14 protein-coding genes and 1 pseudogene are annotated in these 18,199 nt (G+C 67.2%); 9 read left to right on the plus strand and 6 right to left on the minus strand.

Annotated features, from left to right (window positions below; translation table 11 throughout):
- Positions 1–10: 10 nt before the first annotated feature.
- A pseudogene (locus QA802_RS34365) lies at positions 11–1,244 on the plus strand (IS3 family transposase).
- A gap of 170 nt (positions 1,245–1,414) precedes the next feature.
- Here QA802_RS34365 and QA802_RS34370 read toward each other — a convergent pair.
- The gene (locus QA802_RS34370; protein ID WP_334535226.1) at positions 1,415–1,621 is read right to left on the minus strand and encodes a hypothetical protein; all 207 of its coding nucleotides are present in this window, start codon (positions 1,619–1,621) and stop codon (positions 1,415–1,417) included.
- A 415-nt stretch (positions 1,622–2,036) separates the two neighbouring features.
- Between QA802_RS34370 and QA802_RS34375 the strand changes: the two genes are divergently transcribed.
- Together QA802_RS34375 and QA802_RS34380 are read left to right on the plus strand one after the other, a co-directional pair.
- Complete coding sequence (locus QA802_RS34375; RefSeq protein ID WP_334531083.1) at positions 2,037–3,077, plus strand: methyltransferase; 1,041 nt, start codon at positions 2,037–2,039, stop codon at positions 3,075–3,077.
- A gap of 644 nt (positions 3,078–3,721) precedes the next feature.
- Complete coding sequence (locus QA802_RS34380; protein WP_334531086.1) at positions 3,722–4,324, plus strand: TetR/AcrR family transcriptional regulator; 603 nt, start codon at positions 3,722–3,724, stop codon at positions 4,322–4,324.
- Between the two features lie 214 nt (positions 4,325–4,538).
- Here QA802_RS34380 and QA802_RS34385 read toward each other — a convergent pair whose 3' ends face one another.
- From QA802_RS34385 to QA802_RS34400, 4 genes are all read right to left on the minus strand, one after another.
- Positions 4,539–5,549 carry an Lrp/AsnC family transcriptional regulator gene (locus QA802_RS34385; RefSeq protein ID WP_334531089.1) on the minus strand — a complete coding sequence of 337 codons (1,011 nt, stop codon included), beginning with the start codon at positions 5,547–5,549 and terminating at the stop codon, positions 4,539–4,541.
- 172 nt (positions 5,550–5,721) lie between these two features.
- Complete coding sequence (locus QA802_RS34390) at positions 5,722–7,107, minus strand: aldehyde dehydrogenase family protein (protein ID WP_334531093.1); 1,386 nt, start codon at positions 7,105–7,107, stop codon at positions 5,722–5,724.
- Positions 7,107–8,207, minus strand: coding sequence for a phenazine antibiotic biosynthesis protein (locus QA802_RS34395; RefSeq protein ID WP_334531096.1), 1,101 nt, complete (start codon positions 8,205–8,207; stop codon positions 7,107–7,109). The genes QA802_RS34390 and QA802_RS34395 overlap by 1 nt, the downstream gene beginning before the upstream one ends.
- A 100-nt stretch (positions 8,208–8,307) precedes the next feature.
- Positions 8,308–9,330, minus strand: a complete 1,023-nt coding sequence (locus QA802_RS34400; RefSeq protein ID WP_334531099.1) for an MDR family NADP-dependent oxidoreductase — start codon at positions 9,328–9,330, stop codon at positions 8,308–8,310.
- Between the two features lie 390 nt (positions 9,331–9,720).
- Here QA802_RS34400 and QA802_RS34405 point away from each other — a divergent pair, with 390 nt between their 5' ends.
- Entirely contained in the window at positions 9,721–11,175 is a 1,455-nt protein-coding gene (locus QA802_RS34405; protein WP_334531102.1) for an MFS transporter, read from the plus strand.
- A gap of 76 nt (positions 11,176–11,251) precedes the next feature.
- Here the strand turns inward: QA802_RS34405 and QA802_RS34410 are convergent, their stop codons facing one another.
- On the minus strand, positions 11,252–12,271 hold the full coding sequence (locus QA802_RS34410) for an Lrp/AsnC family transcriptional regulator (protein ID WP_334531105.1): 1,020 nt from the start codon (positions 12,269–12,271) through the stop codon (positions 11,252–11,254).
- 295 nt (positions 12,272–12,566) lie between these two features.
- Between QA802_RS34410 and QA802_RS34415 the strand changes: the two genes are divergently transcribed.
- From QA802_RS34415 to QA802_RS34435, 5 genes are all read left to right on the plus strand, one after another.
- On the plus strand, positions 12,567–13,427 hold the full coding sequence (locus tag QA802_RS34415) for an SAM-dependent methyltransferase (protein ID WP_334531108.1): 861 nt from the start codon (positions 12,567–12,569) through the stop codon (positions 13,425–13,427).
- 256 nt (positions 13,428–13,683) lie between these two features.
- Entirely contained in the window at positions 13,684–14,109 is a 426-nt protein-coding gene (locus QA802_RS34420; RefSeq protein ID WP_334531111.1) for a hypothetical protein, read from the plus strand.
- A gap of 193 nt (positions 14,110–14,302) precedes the next feature.
- On the plus strand, positions 14,303–15,454 hold the full coding sequence (locus QA802_RS34425; RefSeq protein ID WP_334518345.1) for an ISAs1 family transposase: 1,152 nt from the start codon (positions 14,303–14,305) through the stop codon (positions 15,452–15,454).
- Positions 15,455–15,517: 63 nt separating this feature from the next.
- The gene (locus QA802_RS34430) at positions 15,518–16,792 is read left to right on the plus strand and encodes an FAD-dependent oxidoreductase (protein ID WP_334531114.1); all 1,275 of its coding nucleotides are present in this window, start codon (positions 15,518–15,520) and stop codon (positions 16,790–16,792) included.
- A gap of 186 nt (positions 16,793–16,978) precedes the next feature.
- Positions 16,979–18,187 carry an acyl-CoA dehydrogenase family protein gene (locus QA802_RS34435; protein WP_334531117.1) on the plus strand — a complete coding sequence of 403 codons (1,209 nt, stop codon included), beginning with the start codon at positions 16,979–16,981 and terminating at the stop codon, positions 18,185–18,187.
- The last annotated feature ends 12 nt before the right edge of the window (positions 18,188–18,199 follow it).

Below are 18,199 nucleotides of genomic sequence, written 5' to 3' on the forward strand. Positions count from 1 at the left end.
AAGACCGCCGATGGCGATGAAGGACTACTCGGACGAGTTCAAGGCCGATGCCGTGGCCCTGTACGAGTCCACACCCGGGGCTACCTACAAGAGCATCGCCGCTGACCTGGGCGTCAACCGGGCGACCGTGCGCGAGTGGGTGCTGCGAGACCGTGAACGCCGTGGCGTCAGCGCCGCGGCTGCGAAGCCGGCCGCCCGACCTCGGGAGGCGGTGGCGTCCGTTGATCCGGACGAGCGGGTGCGGCAGTTGGAGGCCCGGGTGGCAGAACTCGAGGCGAGTGAGCGCAAGCTCGCCACCGAGCGGGACATACTCCGCAAGGCGGCCAAGTATGTCGCCGGAGAGACGAACTGGTGAGGAGCCGCTTCCAGTTCGTTGACGACCACCGGGACACCTACGAGGTGAAGCGGCTCTGCCAGGTCCTGGACGTGAACCGGTCCAGCTACTACAAGTGGCTCGCCGGGGCCGAGGCCCGGGCCGCCCGGCAGCACAAGGACCGGATCCTGGCCGAGGAGATCCGTCAGGTCCACAGCGAGTCCGGCGGCGCCTACGGCTCCCCGCGAGTGACGGCCGAGCTCCGTGAGAAAGGGCGGCGGGTCAACGAAAAGCGGGTTGCCCGGATCATGCGGACGTTCTCCATCACCGGAATCCGCTTGCGCAGACGCGTCCGCACCACGATCCCGGACCCGGCAGCCTCACCGGTCCCGGACCTGTTCCAGCGGGACTTCACCGCCACCGAACCCGGCCTGAAATACATGGGCGACATCACGTATCTCCCGGTCGCAGGAGGGGAGTTCCTCTATCTCGCGACCGTGCTGGACTGCTTCAGCCGCAAGGTCGTCGGCTGGTCGCCGACCACATGCGCACCAGTCTGGTCGCTGACGCACTGCGGATGGCGGCCTCGACCCGTGGCCGCCTGGACGGCGCCGTGTTCCACTCCGACCACGGGGCCCAGTACGGCTCCCGGTCCTTCGCCGGTCTCTGCGACCAGCTCGGGGTCGCCCGGTCGATGGGTGCGGTCGGCACCAGCGCGGACAACGCGGCCTGCGAAAGCTTCCACGCCTCCCTCAAACGCGAGACCCTCCAGGGCGCCCACGACTACGGCGACTCCGGCACCTGCCGCAGGACCGTCTTCGCCTGGCTAACCCGCTACAACACCCGCCGCCGACACTCTGCCAACGGCCACCTCAGCCCCAACGAATACGAACGCCGACACCACACCGCTAAACTCACGCTCGCCGCGTGATCAATAACCGCGTGCCCACCTTCACGGGGGAAGGCCCCTCGTCACCTGTCATCACCCCTGCTCATCCCTACCGTGCTGGATTCGTGCTGGGAAGGATGAGAGAGCCCGTGCTGGGGGCGGGCACTGTCCAGAGCCTGGCGGCGGCAGGAAGTGCCGGGCGAACGACCTCCCTACGCCTTCTTCGCGGCTCCGAGGTCGAAGTGGATCTGCAGCCGTCCGAATGACCTCCCCAGAGTGGCCGCCGAGGTGATTACGCAGAGGTCGTCGGCGCGGGCCAGGGCATGCCAGCCGGTGAGCGTGCGGTCACGCAGCACAGCCTTGGCCGGGTCGTGCAGCGCCCGCCGCTGGCCGACGTGCCCACAGCTCCGACGCTTCACGTACGACCCGCTCCGCGGTCGACCGGCGGTCACCGTCTTCGGGCCCGGTCTGCTGTGCCCGTCCTCTGGTGGCAGGACGGGGCCGACGGCTGCTTCGGCGGGGGCTCGCAGCGAGCAGCACGCTCTGACTCGGGCAACGGAACCGGGCGCCCACCCGACAACGACAGTCGGCCCGTTGGTCAGCCCGCATCAGGCACGTGGAACACGAAAACGTTCCGCGGACTCTGTCAGCGGATCGTCACGAAAGATCAGGGCCAACAAACCACCGGAAGTGAGGGAATCCTTCACGATCAGCTCGACAAACGGATGAAATCTACAAGTTGTCGCCCCCTCGCTGGAGCCGGGAAACAAGAGTCGCCACGCTGATCGAGCCAGAAAACTCTGGCCACCTTCGATTGAACGGGAGTGATTGAGCATGGCTGCCGATATTGCCGCCAACGACGATCTGACTCTGGATGCTGCGAAGGGACGCATGCTGGAGTTTCAGAACGGCCTGAGGCTGGCGCATCTGCTGTACAGCGTGGCGGAGTTGGGCGTGGCCGATCAACTTGTCGCAGGTCCGCTGCCGGTTGACGAAATCGCCAAACGTGTTGACGCACATCCGGGCACCCTGTATCGCGCGATGCGGGCCATCGCCAGCCGGGGGGTGTTCACCGAGGTGGCCCCGAACACCTTCGCGCTCAACACCATGGCCGAGACATTGCGCTCAGACATACCGGGTTCGCTGCGGGATCATTTCCGGTATGAGGGACAGCCGGCGTTGCAACAGGCGTACGCTGCGCTCGGACACAGCATCCGGACCGGACAGAGCGCTTTCGAGTACGTGCACGGTACCGACCTGTTCTCGTATCTGACGGCTCGTCCGGAGCTGGGCGAGGTGTTCAACAGCGCGATGGGTGAGATCGTCAGCCACCTCCAGAGTGTCGCGGTCGCGGCCTACGACCTGTCCGGAATTCGGCAGATCGTGGATATCGGTGGCGGACATGGCTACCTGGTGGCTCGGATACTCCAGCGCTACCCGGAAATGCGCGGTGTGGTGTTCGACCTGCCCGAGGTCGCGCCGGGAGCCATCGAGGTACTCACCGAATCCGGTGTCATCGACCGCAGCGAGACGGTCGGCGGTGATTACCTGAGCTCTGTGCCCGCCGGGGCTGATGCCTACGTGATTTCCCATGTGGTGCACCAGCTGAGCGATGCAGAGGCGATTACCGTCCTGAAGAACATCCGCGAGGTCATGGACCCCGCCGGCCGGGTCGTCATCCTCGATCCGGTGATTCCGGAGGGTGATGTCCCGCATCCCGGGAAGTTCCTGGACATCGTGATGCTGGCACTCACCCCGGGACGGGAACGCACTGAGGCCGAGTTCGTCAGCCTGTTTCAGGCGGCTGGGCTGCGCCACGTGGAAACGGTGGCGCTTTCCGCACCGTCAAGCGTCATCGTAGCAATGGCCGATTGAGGCAGGGGAGTGAGCGAAGCCTTCGAGAAGGAGATCTCCGGGAGGAACTCCGCTGGGAGTAGCAGGAGACCCACCACCGGGTAGTCCTGAGACTGAGACCATGGTGGCGTGCCTGGCTGAACCGTTCGGGCGGTGTTGTCCATCCTGCACGGCAGGATGGACAACACCGCCCTAATGAAACTTGCCACGGAAGGCGACGGTCGTCTTCTTCCTCCACGGCCTGGGCATGGCGCAATCACGCCGCCCGTCCCCGATTTCATCATGCAGGCGCTGCCCCGTGAGAAGGCCGCCTCGGCTCCGCGCTCAAAACACCTTCCGCGAGGTCGGCAGCGCCCTGGGCATCGAGGTGCTCGGCTCGGTTCTGTCCACCGTGCACCGCAAAGGCTTCAAGGATCACTTCGGCGTGGTGGCCGCGAGCGCGCGGGAGGCGGGGCGAACCCATCGAGGCGGCTCTCGGCGCGACCGGGTAACTCGGCGCCGCAATACGGTCGTTGACTGCCCCAGCTCAGGACACATGCCTGCACGCCATGCACATCACCGGCGCATGGCTCGGGGGGTGTGGCCGGACTCGGCACGATCGTGGTGGCCCTTTTCGTGCCGGCCGCCCCGCACTGGCGGGGCGGCAGAGCAAGGAGTTGACGAGCATGGGCCAGCGCAATCAGTCAGCGACACGGGGCAGGCCCCGAAGCGAGGCCGTGGAGCGGGCCATCGTCGAGAGCGTTCTGCGTCTCTTAGAGGAGGGCGTTCCGCTCTCCGAGCTGTCCATCGAGCGCATCGCCCGGCACGCGAGCGTCGGCAAGGCCACCATCTACCGGCGTTGGAAAGGGAAGGAAGAGCTGTTCGCCGACGTACTCGGTGCGGTGGGCGAGCCCGAGCCGCCGCTGCCCGGCACGTCGATCCGTGAGGACCTGGTGATCACGTTCGAGGCGATTCGCAGGCGCGGCCTGGTCAAGCGCACATCGGCCCTGTTGCACGGCCTGCTCGCCCAGGCCAAGAGCTATCCGAAGCTCTGGGATCTCTATTACGACACGGTGGTGGAGGCCCAGCGCCGCCGGATCCTCGAGGTCCTCGCCCGCGGCACCGACGCCGGCGAACTGCGCGATGACCTCGACCCCGACCTCATGGTCGATCTGCTCTGCGGGCCCATTCTGTCCCGCGTCATCCTGCAGAACGACGCCCCGCTGCCCGACGGACTCGCCGAGACCATCGCCGACGCAGTACTGGAGGGGCTGCGTCCGCGCCCATGAGTCCCGGTTGGAATGTGCGTGTTCGACCTTGTCCCTCTCTGGGTGCGGCCGTCCCAGAACGGCAGAGGGGGCCACCACCTAGGGTCGGAAGCACTTCTCGGACCGCGGGGACGGTGCGCAGGCCAGGACAGTGAGGTAATGACAGCCCTGATGCCAGTGCTCCGCCCAGGGATTGGTGCTGACTCGCAGTGCTGCTCGGCTGGCCTCGGCCTCCTTACCCGTGGCGGGATGACCTGGGCGTGGAAGCGGTTGTGCCCACGGCTTTGAGGGTTCGCAGGACAGGCGCTGTCTCCAGGGTGCGGATTGCCTTCACGGCGCCCAGGCCGTGGGTGAGGTAGTGGTACAGCGCTGCGCTGTCCCTGCACAGGGCGTGAGCTACGAGGTTGGTGGGGCCCGTGGTGTGGGCTACAAAGGCGAGTTCGTCATGATGGGCCAACGTTTTGGCCACCTCATCGAGATGGGCGGGAGCTACTGCCATCCACAGCAGGACCCTGGTGCTGCCTCCCAGGAGTGCGGGGTCGATCTCCACATCGAAGAAGATCGCGCCGCAGTCGCGGAGGCTGTCCAGCCGGCGGGACACTGTCGCGGGCGACCAGCCTGTGGTGGCTGCGAGGTCAGCGACGCTGGTTCGGCCGTCGTGTCGCAGGGCCTTCAGCAAGGCGTGGTCCGCAGGGGAGAGCTTCACCTGTTCGTACCGCTCCAATGGTGGGGGCTCGTTGTGACCAGTGAGTTGTGTCCCTCCAAATAGGCGTTGTTGTCGTGGTTTGAGGGCGTTGGCGCTCATGCGCCAGGGCGTACGCCAGCCGACATAGGTGTGCAGCAGATGGTGGGCGGATACAGCGGTGAGTCCGATGCTGGGGGGCAGTTCGTGCAGGAGCAGGGAGTGGCCGTGTGCCATGCCGAGCGGGGTTTCGAGCACTGCGACGATCTCCGTGCCGCCACCGGTGAGGTAGACCCATGATGTGTCCTGGCGCCGGACCAGGGCGTGGGCGAGATCCAGCGCGGTCTCGGGCGCGGCGGTCAGCCGCAGCAGCCACTGCTCGTGGCCCGTCAGGTGAGGGTCGGGCAGCCCGACGACTCGGAGTGCAGCGTGCTCGCGCAGCCTGTCGTAACGACGGGAGACCGTCTGCGTGGAAACCGCGAGCACGTTGGCTATCTGCGTGAAGGAGGCGCGTCCGTTGATGTGCAGCGCATGGATCAAGGCACGATCGAGGTCGTCGAGCATTCGCACACCATCCTTCACGCACCGCGTGGCAGGCGTGGCAAGTCCCTGGGGGCGATGCCTGCACACGTCGGTACTCCGCTCGGTCTGGACCCGGGTCCGGTGGCCCGGAAGCCGACGAGGAGGAGGCGCCTCCCGTCGGCGTGGCGGCGAGCGTTCGCCACCACAGGAGTGCTCAGTCCCTGATCACTGACTTGCAGCGCATCAGGAACTCGGCGAGATAGCCGTCGTGTGGCATGCCGGACTCCATCCAGTATGTTCGGTGATCTCCTATGTATACGTTGCTGATGGACGGTTCTTGCACCAGCTGTTCCACAAGCCCGGCATCGTGTGTGATAGCTGTCAGGACGAGGCTGTTCCTCAGCGGCGCGATGCCTGCCTCACGTGTCCACGGAGCGACCCATACGCAAGGGAAGGGGAGCTCGACGGAAGCCTGTGGCGCATCGGGCCGGTCCAGCTGGTGGACGGCGGGGCGAAGTACGGCGCTGCCGTCGCCCAGTTCGGCGATGATGCCGTCGCCGCCGAGCCACGGCTTGGCTCCCGACGCTTTGTTGAGTAGGTGTGCCTCGAACGCCTTGGCTGTCGCGAGCGGTTGGACGGGGAAGACCGACTCGGGATCTTCGGGAGGCCGGCTGGGGACCGATGAAAGGCGCTCGGCGAGCGCCTCGCAGAGCGCGGTCGGGTCGCCCTCAACAAATACGGCTGTCGTGTTGACGCAGCCGGTGCCGCCCTTGCCGCTCACCGAGTCAACGATCGTGTCGAGATGGCTGCGCCAATCCATCTCCTCGGTAAGGAGAATCTTCGACCGGCCCGGGCCCTGCGGGAGGATCGACGGGTCTGCGGCGTACTTGCGCACCACGTCGTCGCCGCCGTAGACCAGCCCCAGGTCGGCGCCCCGCAGCAAGGTGTCCGCGGTGGCGTGGTCGGTGGGCAGCAGTGCCACCTGGTCGTTGCCGAAGCCGGCGCTGCGCAGTGCGGTGACCAGTCGGTGCGGGGTGAACGGCTCGCGCCGGGAGGGCCGGACCGCGACGCGGTAGCCCAGCGCGAGCGCCTCCGGCCAGAGGCTGTGCGGCCCGGGGTGGTTGCCGGCCGCGTGCACGGCGAAGACGCTCCCGCGCCGTGCCCACACCGCACGGCCGGTGCGGGTCAGCGGGTCGTCCCATCGCATCACCGCTCCGGTCGGACGGGCGTGTTCCACGCTGTAGTGGGCCTTCTTCATCCGGGCGGCGATGACTCGGGTGGTCGCCCGCACCACGGAGATCGGTATCCCCCCGACCCGACTGACCTGGTACTCGTACTCCTCGACCGACTGGTCACCCAGCGTGGCGGTCGAGAAGAGCTCGGCGGCACGGCCGATCATCCCGATCCGGTCGTCGACGGGGGGAGTGGAGGCCCGGTGCAGGGCCTTCATCGTGCGGTCGACGAACAGGGAAGGCACCAGGCTCAGTTCGGCGACCTCCTGGCCCGCGACATCGTGGACGGGCATGCGGTTGCGGGCCCTGAACTGGCCTTGAGGCCCGAGGGCGTCGAGCTGCAGCGCATCGGTGTGGGGGTTCGCCATTAGTAGACTCCTTCGATCACGGCTTCGTTCTCGAAGGTCGCCACCGGAGCGATGTCCGCCACCGCGTCGCCGATCTGTCCGGCCAGGGGCTCGATCCGGGTTGCCACATCCCGTTCCAGGTTGTTGGGCAGGAAGAACGACTTGCTGACGTGGTGGACCAGGACGCGGCCGCGATCGCCGTATGCGACCGGTCGGAGCGTTTCCGGATCGACGACCGAAAATGTCACGTAGGGGCTGTAGGAGTCGAAGACACAGCCTGCGTCCTCCGGGAGGTCCGGGCGCTCACCGGCGAACCCCAGGATCATGGTGCTGCCGTAGTTGCCGCACAGGACCGTCTTGGGGAAGACCTCGGTCTTGTAGAGGTAACGGGAGTCGGGATCCAGCTGAGTGCCTCCCCAGCGGACGGCCCGGACCTTCTCGTTGACCAGCTCGGCCAGGTCGTCCCGCCGTGCGATGCGCTCCAGCAGTGGGGGCGTGATGGTCAGAACGCCTATGTCCTGGGTGCGCAGCACGAACGCGGCCTGGTCGATGAGGTGTTCGGCGTAGGCATCGGCATCGGCGCTCCGTCCGCCGGAGATCAGCTTCTTCACCCATCGAGGGTCGAGATCGATGGTGAATCCGCGGCGGCCGTGGCTGGTCGCGGACCTGCGGAAGTACTCGCCGACGATATGCGGGCCTGTCGGGACGAGGCCGAGCCAGTTGGCGCCGGCAGGGAAGCCGTGGGCATCGAGGTTGGTGTTGCTCCAGTGGACCATGCGCTGTAGCCAGTCCTGGAGCAGGACGACTCGCTTGGGCGCTCCCGTGGTACCGCCGCTCTCGAACACCCCGATGACGTCAGGGCGTTGGCCGTAACCTCGCGGGATCAGGTCCTCGGCGCGGACGTCGCGCAGTTCGGCCGCTACGTTGGGGAAGAGCTTCAGATCTTCGTGGGTGCGGACGTCACTGCGGGGATCGAAGGGCAGGGTCTTGGCACGCTCCAGCCAGAACCGGGAGCCGGTATCGGGATTGAAGTGCCACTCCATGGCGGCCTGGACCAGTTCGTCCGGCTCGGGACGGACATCGAGCGGGAGGTCGAGGACCTGTGTGATGGCTCGCGGCACGGTGACTCCTTCTCGGCGTGTGAGGTGAGGGTGGGCGCCGGGCGGAGGTGCGGGAACCGCCGCCCGACTCACGGGAGTTGCGTACGAACGGATTACGGAGCTACAGCTCGACGATGACGGCACCGACGTGCCGCCCGTCGATCACATCCAACAGAGCCTGAGGAGCATGTTCGAGGCCCTTGATCCGAGCGTGGGGGAAGACCATGTCCCCCGCTCGAAGCCACGCACCGAACCTCTCGGTCCACTCCTCCTCGCCGTCGAAGTCGTCCGAGCTGAAGCCACGCATCACGATCCGCTTGCGGATGAGGGGCATGGAGTCCAGCTGGACGGGGGCTTCGGTTCCTGTGCCGTACTCGGAGAGCTGTCCGGACAGAGCACCGATCAGGATGAACCTGGCGCCCGGACGTGCCGCCTCCACAGCGGCCTGGAGCTGTTCGCCTCCGACGTTGTCGAAGAAGACGTCGATGCCGCCCGGTGCGGCCTTCGCAAGCTGTTCGGTGAGGGGTGCGGCACCGCGGATGACGGCCTCGTCGTAACCGAGTTCGTTCACGAGACGGTCGGCCTTCTCCCGGGAGCTGGTGCTGGCGATGACACGGCCGGCGCCCAGCCGCTTGGCGATCAGCCCAGCCATCGCGCCGATCCCGCTGCCGCCCGCTGAGACGAACACCGTGTCCCCGGGGTGGAGTTCGATCCCTCGCGTCAACGCTGCATAGGCCGTCCACCCCCGCTGAAGGTGAGCGATCGGGTCGGGGAGCGCCTCGTCGTCCAGGCGCGCACACTCGCCGGTAGGTACGACGGCATACTCGCGCCAGCCCAGCCCGTGCGAGACCAGGTCGCCGGGCTGTAGCGCGCTGCCCTCCGGAGCGCGGACGACCTCACCGATCGCCGCCCCGACCAGGGGGTCACCGGGCTGAAGTACGGGGAACGGTGTGTCTTGCGTGACAGCCGCGATGAGCAGGCGCAGCGTGGCGAAGACTTGGAAGAAGCGATTGCGGATCAGTACTTCGCCTTCCCCCGGTGAGGCCAGGGGTGTCTCGACGAGAGTGAAGTGCTCCAGCCGTGGAAGCCCGTCGGGCTTGGCAAGGAGGCGGACTTCTCGCTGGGTAGCGGGCAGGGCTGCCATTCATGCTCCTGAGCAGGAAGGACGTATGGATGTGAAGCCCTGGTGCACGCGGGGTGACCAAGGGATCCCAGCGTGCGGCGATCACACCCCTGGCTCCAGCCGCGGTGCCGTACTGGCACATTTCTTCCATCCGAGGCGACTGGGTGAAGGAAGCGCACACCGCGAGCCAGCCTGCTCGTCCCGTCCACGGCAGCGACGACCCTCTGGCTGCCCCGGGGCCGCGCGTGGGAAATCGCCACCGCGGGCGCCCGCCACGGAAGGAATCTTCCATCTCCCCGCTCTGGCTGGAACCTCCCCGATCCGTCCCTCCACGCTGAGTCGTGGTCGAGCTCGATGCCCTGATCCCATGGGATCGAGTCGGCGTGTCGACAACGGTGGAGAGGAACCCCGATGAGTGCTGAGCGCGTGCTTGCGCCGACTCCCACAGCGGCGTACCGATGGCGGTGGCTGGCGCTCGCCGCCCTGCTGCTCGGTGAGGCCATGAACCTGTTGGACGCGACCATCGTGCAGGTCGCCGCACCGGCTATCCATGGCGACCTGGGTGGGTCGGTGTCCGACATCCAGTGGTTCACCACGGCCTACACCCTCCCGTTCGCGGTGCTGCTGATCACCGGTGGCCGGCTGGGCGACATCGCCGGCCGGCGGCGGGTGTTCGTCATCGGCGTCACGGGATTCATGCTCGCGTCCGCCGCGTGTGCCCTGGCCCCCTCGGTTGGACTCCTGATCGCCTTCCGCGTGGTGCAGGGAGCCTCGGCGGCCATGATCATTCCCCAGACCATCGGTCTGATCAAGACCATGTTCTCCGGCGACGAGATGTCCAAGGCGCTGGGCAGCATTGGCCCCGTGATGGGCCTTGCCGCGGTCTGCGGTCCGGTGCTCGGCGGCGTCCTGACCCATGCCGACCTGTTCGGCTCGTCCTGGCGCGCGGCATTCCTGGTCAACGTCCCGGTGTCGCTGGTCGTGCTGGCCATCACCCCCAAGATGCTGGAGAACCGCGCTCCGAAGCGGCCCACGCTCGACATGACCGGCACTCTTTTGGCCGTGATCGGTACCGGGCTCATCGTCTACCCCCTCATCGGTGGCGACATCGCCGCGATGTCCGTGTGGAGCTGGGGGGCCATCGCCGCCGGACTGATCGTGATGGTCGTGTTCGGACTGCACCAACGCGGCGTGGCAGCGGGCGGCCGCAGCCCGCTGGTGGAGCCGAGCCTTTTCGCGCATCGGAGCTTCCCGGCCGCCTTGGTGACGTCGGCATCTTTCTTCGCGGTGACGAACGGTCTGATGATGGTCATCGTGCTCCAGCTTCAGCTGGGACTCGGCACCGACGTACTCAATGCCGGGCTGACGCTGGCTCCGTGGTCGGTCGGCCTGGCCATCGCGTCGTGGGTGGCCGGTGCCCACCTGGTCCGGCGCTATGGGCACCACACGATGTCCCTCGGCCTCGCCGTACTCCTGGTCGGAGCGCTGGCTGCCATCGCCGCATACCACACGGCGGACCCCACGGCCTACCCCAGGCCGCTGCTGATCGCACTGGGTGTCGTCGGCCTGGGAGTCGGCCTCTTCGGCCCTGCCTTCTTCACCATCGCCCTGAAGCCGCTGCAGCCGCAGGAGATCGGGTCGGCGGCCGGACTGCTGAACTCCCTCCAGCAGCTGGGTGCCACGCTCGGGGTCGCCGTCCTCGGCAGCGTTTACCTCAGCAGCGCAGAACCCGGCGGTCCTGCGGAGTCTCTGCACGCAGTCCAGGTTGCCTTCTGGGTTGCCATTGTGCTGGTGGTGGTGAGCTTTGTCGGCAGCAGGCTGATGATCGAGAAGGAGGCTTCGGACAAGGCCGGAGCACAGCACTGATCGAGCCTCATTCCTGGGCACTCCATGCGGCGGCCGCGCGGTCGCCGCATCGGCGTGTGTAAGGGCACGCACGCCTTCACAGCCGTACGCGCGCCGCCGGAGCCGGCCGACGGGTACGGGCAAGCTCCGTGATCATCGGGCTTGCCGCCTTGACGTTCTGCAGCACCGGGCTGGTCTCGAGGGTGTGGATCGCATCGAGGGAGCCGAGCCGACGGGCGAGGTAATGATGCAGGTCGGCAGGGTCACTGCACAGTGCCTGGGCCACGAGGTTGGTGGGTCCGGTGGTCGCGGCGACGAAGGCGAGTTCGTCGTGACCCGCCAGGGTCGTCGCCACATGTTCCAGATGCGCGGGGCTCACTGACATCCACAGCAGTGCCCTGGTGTTGGCGCCGAACTGCCCGGTGTCGACCTCGACGTCGAAGAAGATGGCTCCGCCCGCCTGCAGATCGGCCAGGCGGCGCGCGACGGTGACCGGGGACCAGCCGGTCGCCTGGGCGAGTTCCGCGTGGCTGGCACGCCCGTCCTTCTGCAGTGCGACCAGCAAATCGACATCCCCGTCGCTGAGTTGACGTGGCACGGGGACGTACGCGGCGTCGGCCAACTCGTGCGATCGCAGGATTCGCTGCTGCTCCTCGTTGAGGGCGGCGGCGCTGCGGCGCCAGTTCGTGGGACCTCCGAGATACATGTGCAGCAGGCAGTGAGCGGACACCGCCGTGACGTTGTTGGTGCGTGGGAGGTCGCGCAAGAGCAGGGAGTTGCCGGCAGCAGCGTCGGTGGGGGCATGGATGATCGCGACGATTTCGGTGCCGCCGGAGGTGAGTTTGACCCATGACGTGTCCGGTCGCCGGGCCAGGGCGTGTGCGAGATCCTGCGCGGAGCTCGCTGCGGCGGTGAGTCTGATGAGCCACTGAGTCTGGCCGGCTCGGTGGGGGTCGGCGAGCCCGACGACGCGTAACGACGCCTCGTCGCGCAGCCGCCGGTAGCGGCGGGCGATGGTCTGGGGTGAGACGTCGAGGGCGGCGGCGATCTGGCTGAAGGGCGCGCGTCCGTCTATGTGCAGCGCATGGATCAGCGCACGGTCCAGGTCGTCGAGCATGCACACATCCTTCAGTGAGGGCCTGCTCCGTGGAATAAAGTTGAAGATAACGTAGAGCACGCTACCATCGCAGCCCGAGAGGCCCACAGAATTCGATCGGTTCAACGTTCGAGCATAGGGCTCGTGCATAGTTGGTAAGCGCGCAGTGAACGGGCGGGATGCCTTTCGTTCTCTTTCTCGACCTACCCGCCAAAGAAAACATCAAGCCAGTCCGGTGGGTATTTTCGGGCATTGATGTCCACCGGTGCAGACTCGTATTTTTACGACGCATTGAACTCGTCTTGGGGAGGATTTTATGGTCGAGTTGAAGACGCCTTCGGTCGGAGTCGGGCAGACCGCACTCTTCGTCGCGTGGATGCGGCAACTGGAAAGCGACCGTCCGGATGCGCTGTTCCGGGATCCCCTCGCCGCTGCGATGCTCTCGGCGCTGGCGGAAGACCCGGTGCTGGCGGACGTGGCCGAGGTGATCAAGCAGACCCACAACAGCGCGCGCGGCTTCCCCACGTACTTCGCGGTGCGCACGCGGTTCTTCGACGACGAGGTGCTCTCCGCGGTCCAGCGCGGGATCCGCCAGGTTGTCACGCTGGCCGCGGGCGTGGACGGGCGCACCGTCCGGCTGGAGCTGCCGGCTGGGACGCGCTGGTTCGAGGTGGAGTTGCCGGAGATGACCGCGTTCAAGGAGGCTCTGATCGAGCAGTCCGGCCTGCCCCTCGCGTGCGAGCGCCGCGGGGTGGCCGCAGATCTGCGGGAAGACTGGCAGTCGGCGCTGCGAGCTGCGGGTTTCGACCCGTCACAGCCGACGGTCTGGCTGGTCGAGGGTCTCTTGATGTACCTGACCGACGCTGCGGGAGACGCGATCCTGGCCGGTCTCAGTGAGCTGTCCGCACCGGGAAGCCAGCTCATGCTGGAGCATCTCAAGGCGGCCATGCTCGAGGAAGAGGGGAGGCCCGTGCGGGAACGGGTCGAGGAGCAGGGGGCCTCCTGGCTCTCCGCTCGCGACGACCTCAAGACCTGGATGGGCGGTCACGGCTGGCAGGCAGAGGTGTATGCGGGCGACGACCCCCGCATAGGGCACGGGCGCACGGTGGCACCGCTCCCGGCATGCTGGCTGGCGACCGGCACGCTCACTGGCTCCGGTGGCTCTCCCGTGGTTTGACAGGAAATTCACAGGGTCGATAAGAAGCGGAATCCGGAATGCAGAATTCCGTTAGTGATGCTGTGACCTCGGGCTCGCGGTTTCCTGGCTGAAATGATACGGCGCGATGTCTTGCGGAGTTACCGGATTCGTTGCGGGGGATGTTGTGCAGTCCGATCATGAGTGGTCCTTTTTCGGCCGCGTCATCTCGTCGATAGCTCACGCGGACCTGCTTCCGCCTATCGCCGCGTGGCAGCTTCAAGGTTACGAGACGGGCATGGCGACGTGGCTGGAAGCCGTCACGGAATTCGGTCGCTTGACCTGTTTGGTGGCCCGGTTCGGGGCAGTGACCGACAGCGAACATTTCGCGGCGTCCCTGTTTATCGAGGGCATTCGGGGCGGAGAGCAGAACGACATTCCCGAGGTGCAGACCGCTCTCGTCCTCTCCTCCGCGGTCATCGACCTCTCTCCGACGGCCCGCGGCTCCCCGGCGATCGGCCGGATCACTTCGCCGCCACGCGGGCGTGCCGCCGGGGCTGGCCGCCGTGGCACCTTGCAGCACGTTCACCAGACCGCCAAGGACAGCGGAGGATACGCATGTCTGAAGACACCGCACACCCGCACGCCCCCCAGGAGCATCCTGCGCGAAGCAACAGCCGCTCCGCCACATCTTCTTCGAGGACGCCGGGCAGCCACTGCGTAGTGCTGGGGGCCAGCATCGGTGGGCTGTTCGCCGCGCGGGTGCTGTCCGACCAGGGCGATTGCAAAGTCGCGGTGATCTCGTGAGTGTGCAGGTCACGGCGGTGTGACGATGCCGGGAGGGTGCGCGACCGGACGCAACGAAGCTCCGTTGCGGAGGTGACCTTGCCAAGTCGCCTGCGCCCAACGGAGCTTCGATGTGCCGTCAGTCTGCCACCGTCTGTCTGGTCAAGTCGCCCACCCGTCAGCACTGTGCGACGGGTCCGCTGGCCGAGCGGCTGGCCACGCTGGCCGATCCGCGGTGCCGGCGCGGGAAGCGTCACCCCTTCGTGGCAGTACTGCTGATCGTCTGCTCCGCTGTGGTGACCGGGGCGAGTAGCTTCGCGGCGATCGATGAGTGGGCCACCGACGCCCCGCAGGACGTTCTGGCCCGGCTCGGCGCCCGCACCGCGACCGCTCTGGCCGTCCGGGTCCCACCCAGTGGCGCGACGATCCGCCGGGTCATCAAGGACACCTGCCCCGGCGGTCTGGCCGACCTCCTCGGCCACGACCCGGCCGGCGCGGACACCCTCGCCGTGGACGGCAAGAGCGCCCGCGGCTCGCGCCTCGGCGCCACCCAGGCCGCCCACCTGCTGGCCGCGATGACCGGCACCGGAATGACCGTCACCCAGCTCCGAGTCCCGGAGAAGACGAACGAGATCACGTGCTTCGCCGCTCTCCTGGACCCCTATGACCTGCAAGGAGTCACCGTGACCGGCGATGCTCTCCACACCCAGCGCGACCACGCCCGCTTCCTCGTCGAGGCGAAGAAAGCGCACTACGTCTTCACGGTGAAGCGGAACCAGAAGAACCTCTACGAGCAGTTGCGAACGCTGCCCTGGGGCGAGGCGACGGCGAAGTTCTACGACCGAACCACCGGCCACGGCCGCAAGGAAACCCGGGTCGTGCAGGCCCTGACCGTCACCGACCTCGGCGTCGACTTCCCCCACGCCGCCCAGGTCGCCAAGGTCGTACGCCACCGCACCGACGCCAAGACCGGTAAGCAGAGCCGCGAGACCGTCTACGTCATCACCGACCTGACCAGCCGCCAGGCATCCCCGGAACGCATCGCGAAGATCCTGAGGGCGCACTGGGTGATCGAGAACAGGCTCCACTTCGTCCGGGACACCGCCTTTCGCGAGGACGCCTCGAAGATCCGCACCGGGCACGGCCCGGAGAACATGGCCACCCTGCGCAGTTTCGCCATCAACCAGCTCCGCAACGCCGGCCACACCAACATCGCCGCCGGACTCCGCACGACAGCCCTCCGCCCCTACGAGCGGCCACTGGCACTCCTCGGACTCAACTGACCTGCGCCAACACACGATCAACGGACTTTGCAATCGCCCTGGCTGTCCGACACGTTCGACCGGGTGACTTTGATCGACCGCGACGAGCTGCCGCAGGCGGACGAGAACCGGCGCGGGGTGCCGCAGGGCCGCCACGCGCACGCGATATTGCCCGCCGGCACCCAGTGGCTCCAGGAAATGTTTCCCGGTCTGCTCGAGGACTTCGAGGCGAGCGGTGTGCCCGTGGTCCGGCAACCCACCGAGATGCACTTCGCACCAGGAGGCCACCTGTTGAGCCAGGAGGGCCGCTATGCGGACCCCATCCCCACCTATCAGCCGAGCCGGCCACAGCTGGAATGCCAAGTCCGCGATCGGCTGCGGGGGCTACCGAACGTCGAGATCTTCGACCAGTGCGAGGCAACCGGGCTCCTCAGCACCTCGGACGGACGACACGTCATAGGCGCCCGCGTCGCCCACCGCGAGAGCGGAGCGGAGCAGGAGCTCGCCGCAGACCTCGTCGTCGACGCGACGGGCCGCGGTGGACGCACCACGCGGTGGCTGGCGGACCTGGGCTACGACCAGCCGCAGGAGGACCGGATCGCGGTCGACATCAAGTACGTCAGCCGGAACCTGAGGGTGGCGCCGGGCTCTCTCGGCCGGAGGAAAGTCGTCATCGTCGGGGCGTGCCCGGGACGGCCCACCGGTGCAACGTTTCTCCAGCACGGCGAAGACCACTGGATGCTGACACTGATCGGCTACGCAGGACATCACCCGCCCATCGACCCGAGCGGGTTCCTGGACTTCGCCAAGCCCATCGTCCCCCCGGACGTCTTCGAGGCCCTCTGTGCCGCCGAGCCCTTGGACGACCCGATCGCGCACCGCTATCCGGCGAGCGTGCGTCGCCGTTACGAACGGCTGGAACGTTTCCCCGATGGACTGCTCGTCTTCGGCGACGCGCTCTGCAGCTTCAACCCCGTCTACGGCCAGGGGATGTCCGCAGCCGCACTGCAGGCGGGAGCGCTGAAGGAGGCTCTCGCCCAGGGCGTGGACCAGTTGCCACGCCGCTTCTTCAAAACGGCCGCACGGCGCATCGAGGTCGCCTGGCAGATGGCCGTCGGCAGCGACCTCGCTCTCCCCGAGGTCGCCGGCCCGCGTCCGCTCCCGGTACGCGTCACCAATGCCTACTTCGGCTGGCTCATGAGTGCGGCAGAACGCGACTCGGCGCTCACTCAGGAGTTCGTCAAGGTCAGTTCACTGCTCTCTCCCCCCACGATTCTGCTCAGGCCCGCCACGATCGGGCGTGTCGTCCTCGGCAACCTGCGGCGCCAAGGGCGAGCGGAGGCACGACAAGAGATGTGATCCGCCTTTCCAGGCGGTGAATACTCGGAAATCGCGAACACGGGGCCCTGAAGGCCGTCGTGCAGGTGAACCCATGCCTCTTCGTGGTCTCTTGAATTCCCTATGGAAGGGGAATTCCCCCTTGACTCCCACACTTTCGGAGTCCTAGCGTTCGAGCGTCCAGAAAACTGAAGGGAATGATTCGGAATGTCGAATCCGGTGGTTTCTACCGCCGTACAGGCCCCTGACCGCGCCGAGCTCGTGAAGCGGGCCGGAAGCTTACGGGACCTGCTGTCGGAGCATGCCGTCGAATGCGAACGTGAGCGTCGTCTTGCCCCGAGCGTCGTTTCCGCCATGACTGAGGCGGGTCTCATGCGGTTGATGACCCCGCGGCGGCACGGGGGTTACGAGACGGACATGCGCACTCTGCTCGAGGTCGCCATCGAACTCGGCCGCGGATGCTGCTCCGCGGCTTGGATCGCGGGCGTTCTGAACGCCGGGAACTTCGTGGCGTCACTGTTTCCCCCGGCCGCCGGTGACGAGGTGTGGGGCGAGGACCCCGACGCCCGGTGCGCCCTCGTCCTGGGACTCCCCGCACAGGACGTCGAGCAGGTCGACGGAGGCGTCGTCGTCAGCGGTCAGTGGGCCTACGTATCAGGCTGCCTGCACGCCCAGTGGATCAGCGCCCTGATTGCCGTACCCACCGCCGAGGGTCGGCCGGACATCCGCTTCGCCCTGATGCGGTCCGACGAGCTCACCATCAAGGACACCTGGCACTTCGCCGGGATGCGCGGCACCGGCAGCAACACCGTGGTCGCCGACCGGCTCTTCGTACCCAGCCACCGGCTGGTGCCCTACGTGCCCATCCTCAACGGCGAGACCGACGGCGTGGTCGACCCCGACCTGCCCTATCGCAACAGCCTGACCGGCCTGTTCGCCATCGGACTGATCGGCTCACTGATCGGCGGTGCTGAGGCCGCGCTTGCCTTCGTACAGGACAAGGGCCCCACCCGTCCCGTGGCCGGCTCCACCTACCGCGACCAGACCCAGTCGCCGACCTTTCAGCTCGATCTCGCCGACGCCACCTCGAAGATCGACACGGCCAAACTGATCGCGGCCCGCATCGCCGACACCGTCGATGAGTACGCCCGGGCCGGCATCAACACGGACCTGACGGTGCGCGCCCGAAACCGGCTGGAGTCCGCCCAGGTCGGCCGACTGTGCCGGGAAGCCGTCGACACCCTGTTGACCGCGCACGGCTCCTCCGCCTTCAACGAGGCCAATCCGCTCCAGCGACTCTGGCGCGACATCAACGTCGGCAGCCGCCACGCCGGCTTCGGCATGGGCATTCCCGAGCAGGTCTACGGCCGTGCCCTCGTCGGCCAGGATCCCCGCGACATCAGCTTCATCGTCTGACCGAGACGACCG

The organism is Streptomyces sp. B21-105, assembly GCF_036898465.1.
Taxonomy (GTDB): Bacteria; Actinomycetota; Actinomycetes; order Streptomycetales; family Streptomycetaceae; genus Streptomyces.

What these genes read in the sequence shown, in the direction of transcription:
- QA802_RS34435 (WP_334531117.1), top strand. Translation starts at nt 16,979, where the DNA reads ATGTCGAATCCGGTGGTTTCTACCGCCGTACAGGCCCCTGACCGCGCC.
- QA802_RS34380 (WP_334531086.1), top strand. Translation starts at nt 3,722, where the DNA reads ATGGGCCAGCGCAATCAGTCAGCGACACGGGGCAGGCCCCGAAGCGAG.
- QA802_RS34425 (WP_334518345.1), top strand. Translation starts at nt 14,303, where the DNA reads ATGTGCCGTCAGTCTGCCACCGTCTGTCTGGTCAAGTCGCCCACCCGT.
- QA802_RS34385 (WP_334531089.1), bottom strand. Translation starts at nt 5,549, where the DNA reads ATGCTCGACGACCTCGATCGTGCCTTGATCCATGCGCTGCACATCAAC.
- QA802_RS34410 (WP_334531105.1), bottom strand. Translation starts at nt 12,271, where the DNA reads ATGCTCGACGACCTGGACCGTGCGCTGATCCATGCGCTGCACATAGAC.
- QA802_RS34415 (WP_334531108.1), top strand. Translation starts at nt 12,567, where the DNA reads ATGGTCGAGTTGAAGACGCCTTCGGTCGGAGTCGGGCAGACCGCACTC.
- QA802_RS34420 (WP_334531111.1), top strand. Translation starts at nt 13,684, where the DNA reads ATGGCGACGTGGCTGGAAGCCGTCACGGAATTCGGTCGCTTGACCTGT.
- QA802_RS34375 (WP_334531083.1), top strand. Translation starts at nt 2,037, where the DNA reads ATGGCTGCCGATATTGCCGCCAACGACGATCTGACTCTGGATGCTGCG.
- QA802_RS34405 (WP_334531102.1), top strand. Translation starts at nt 9,721, where the DNA reads ATGAGTGCTGAGCGCGTGCTTGCGCCGACTCCCACAGCGGCGTACCGA.
- QA802_RS34400 (WP_334531099.1), bottom strand. Translation starts at nt 9,330, where the DNA reads ATGGCAGCCCTGCCCGCTACCCAGCGAGAAGTCCGCCTCCTTGCCAAG.
- QA802_RS34390 (WP_334531093.1), bottom strand. Translation starts at nt 7,107, where the DNA reads ATGGCGAACCCCCACACCGATGCGCTGCAGCTCGACGCCCTCGGGCCT.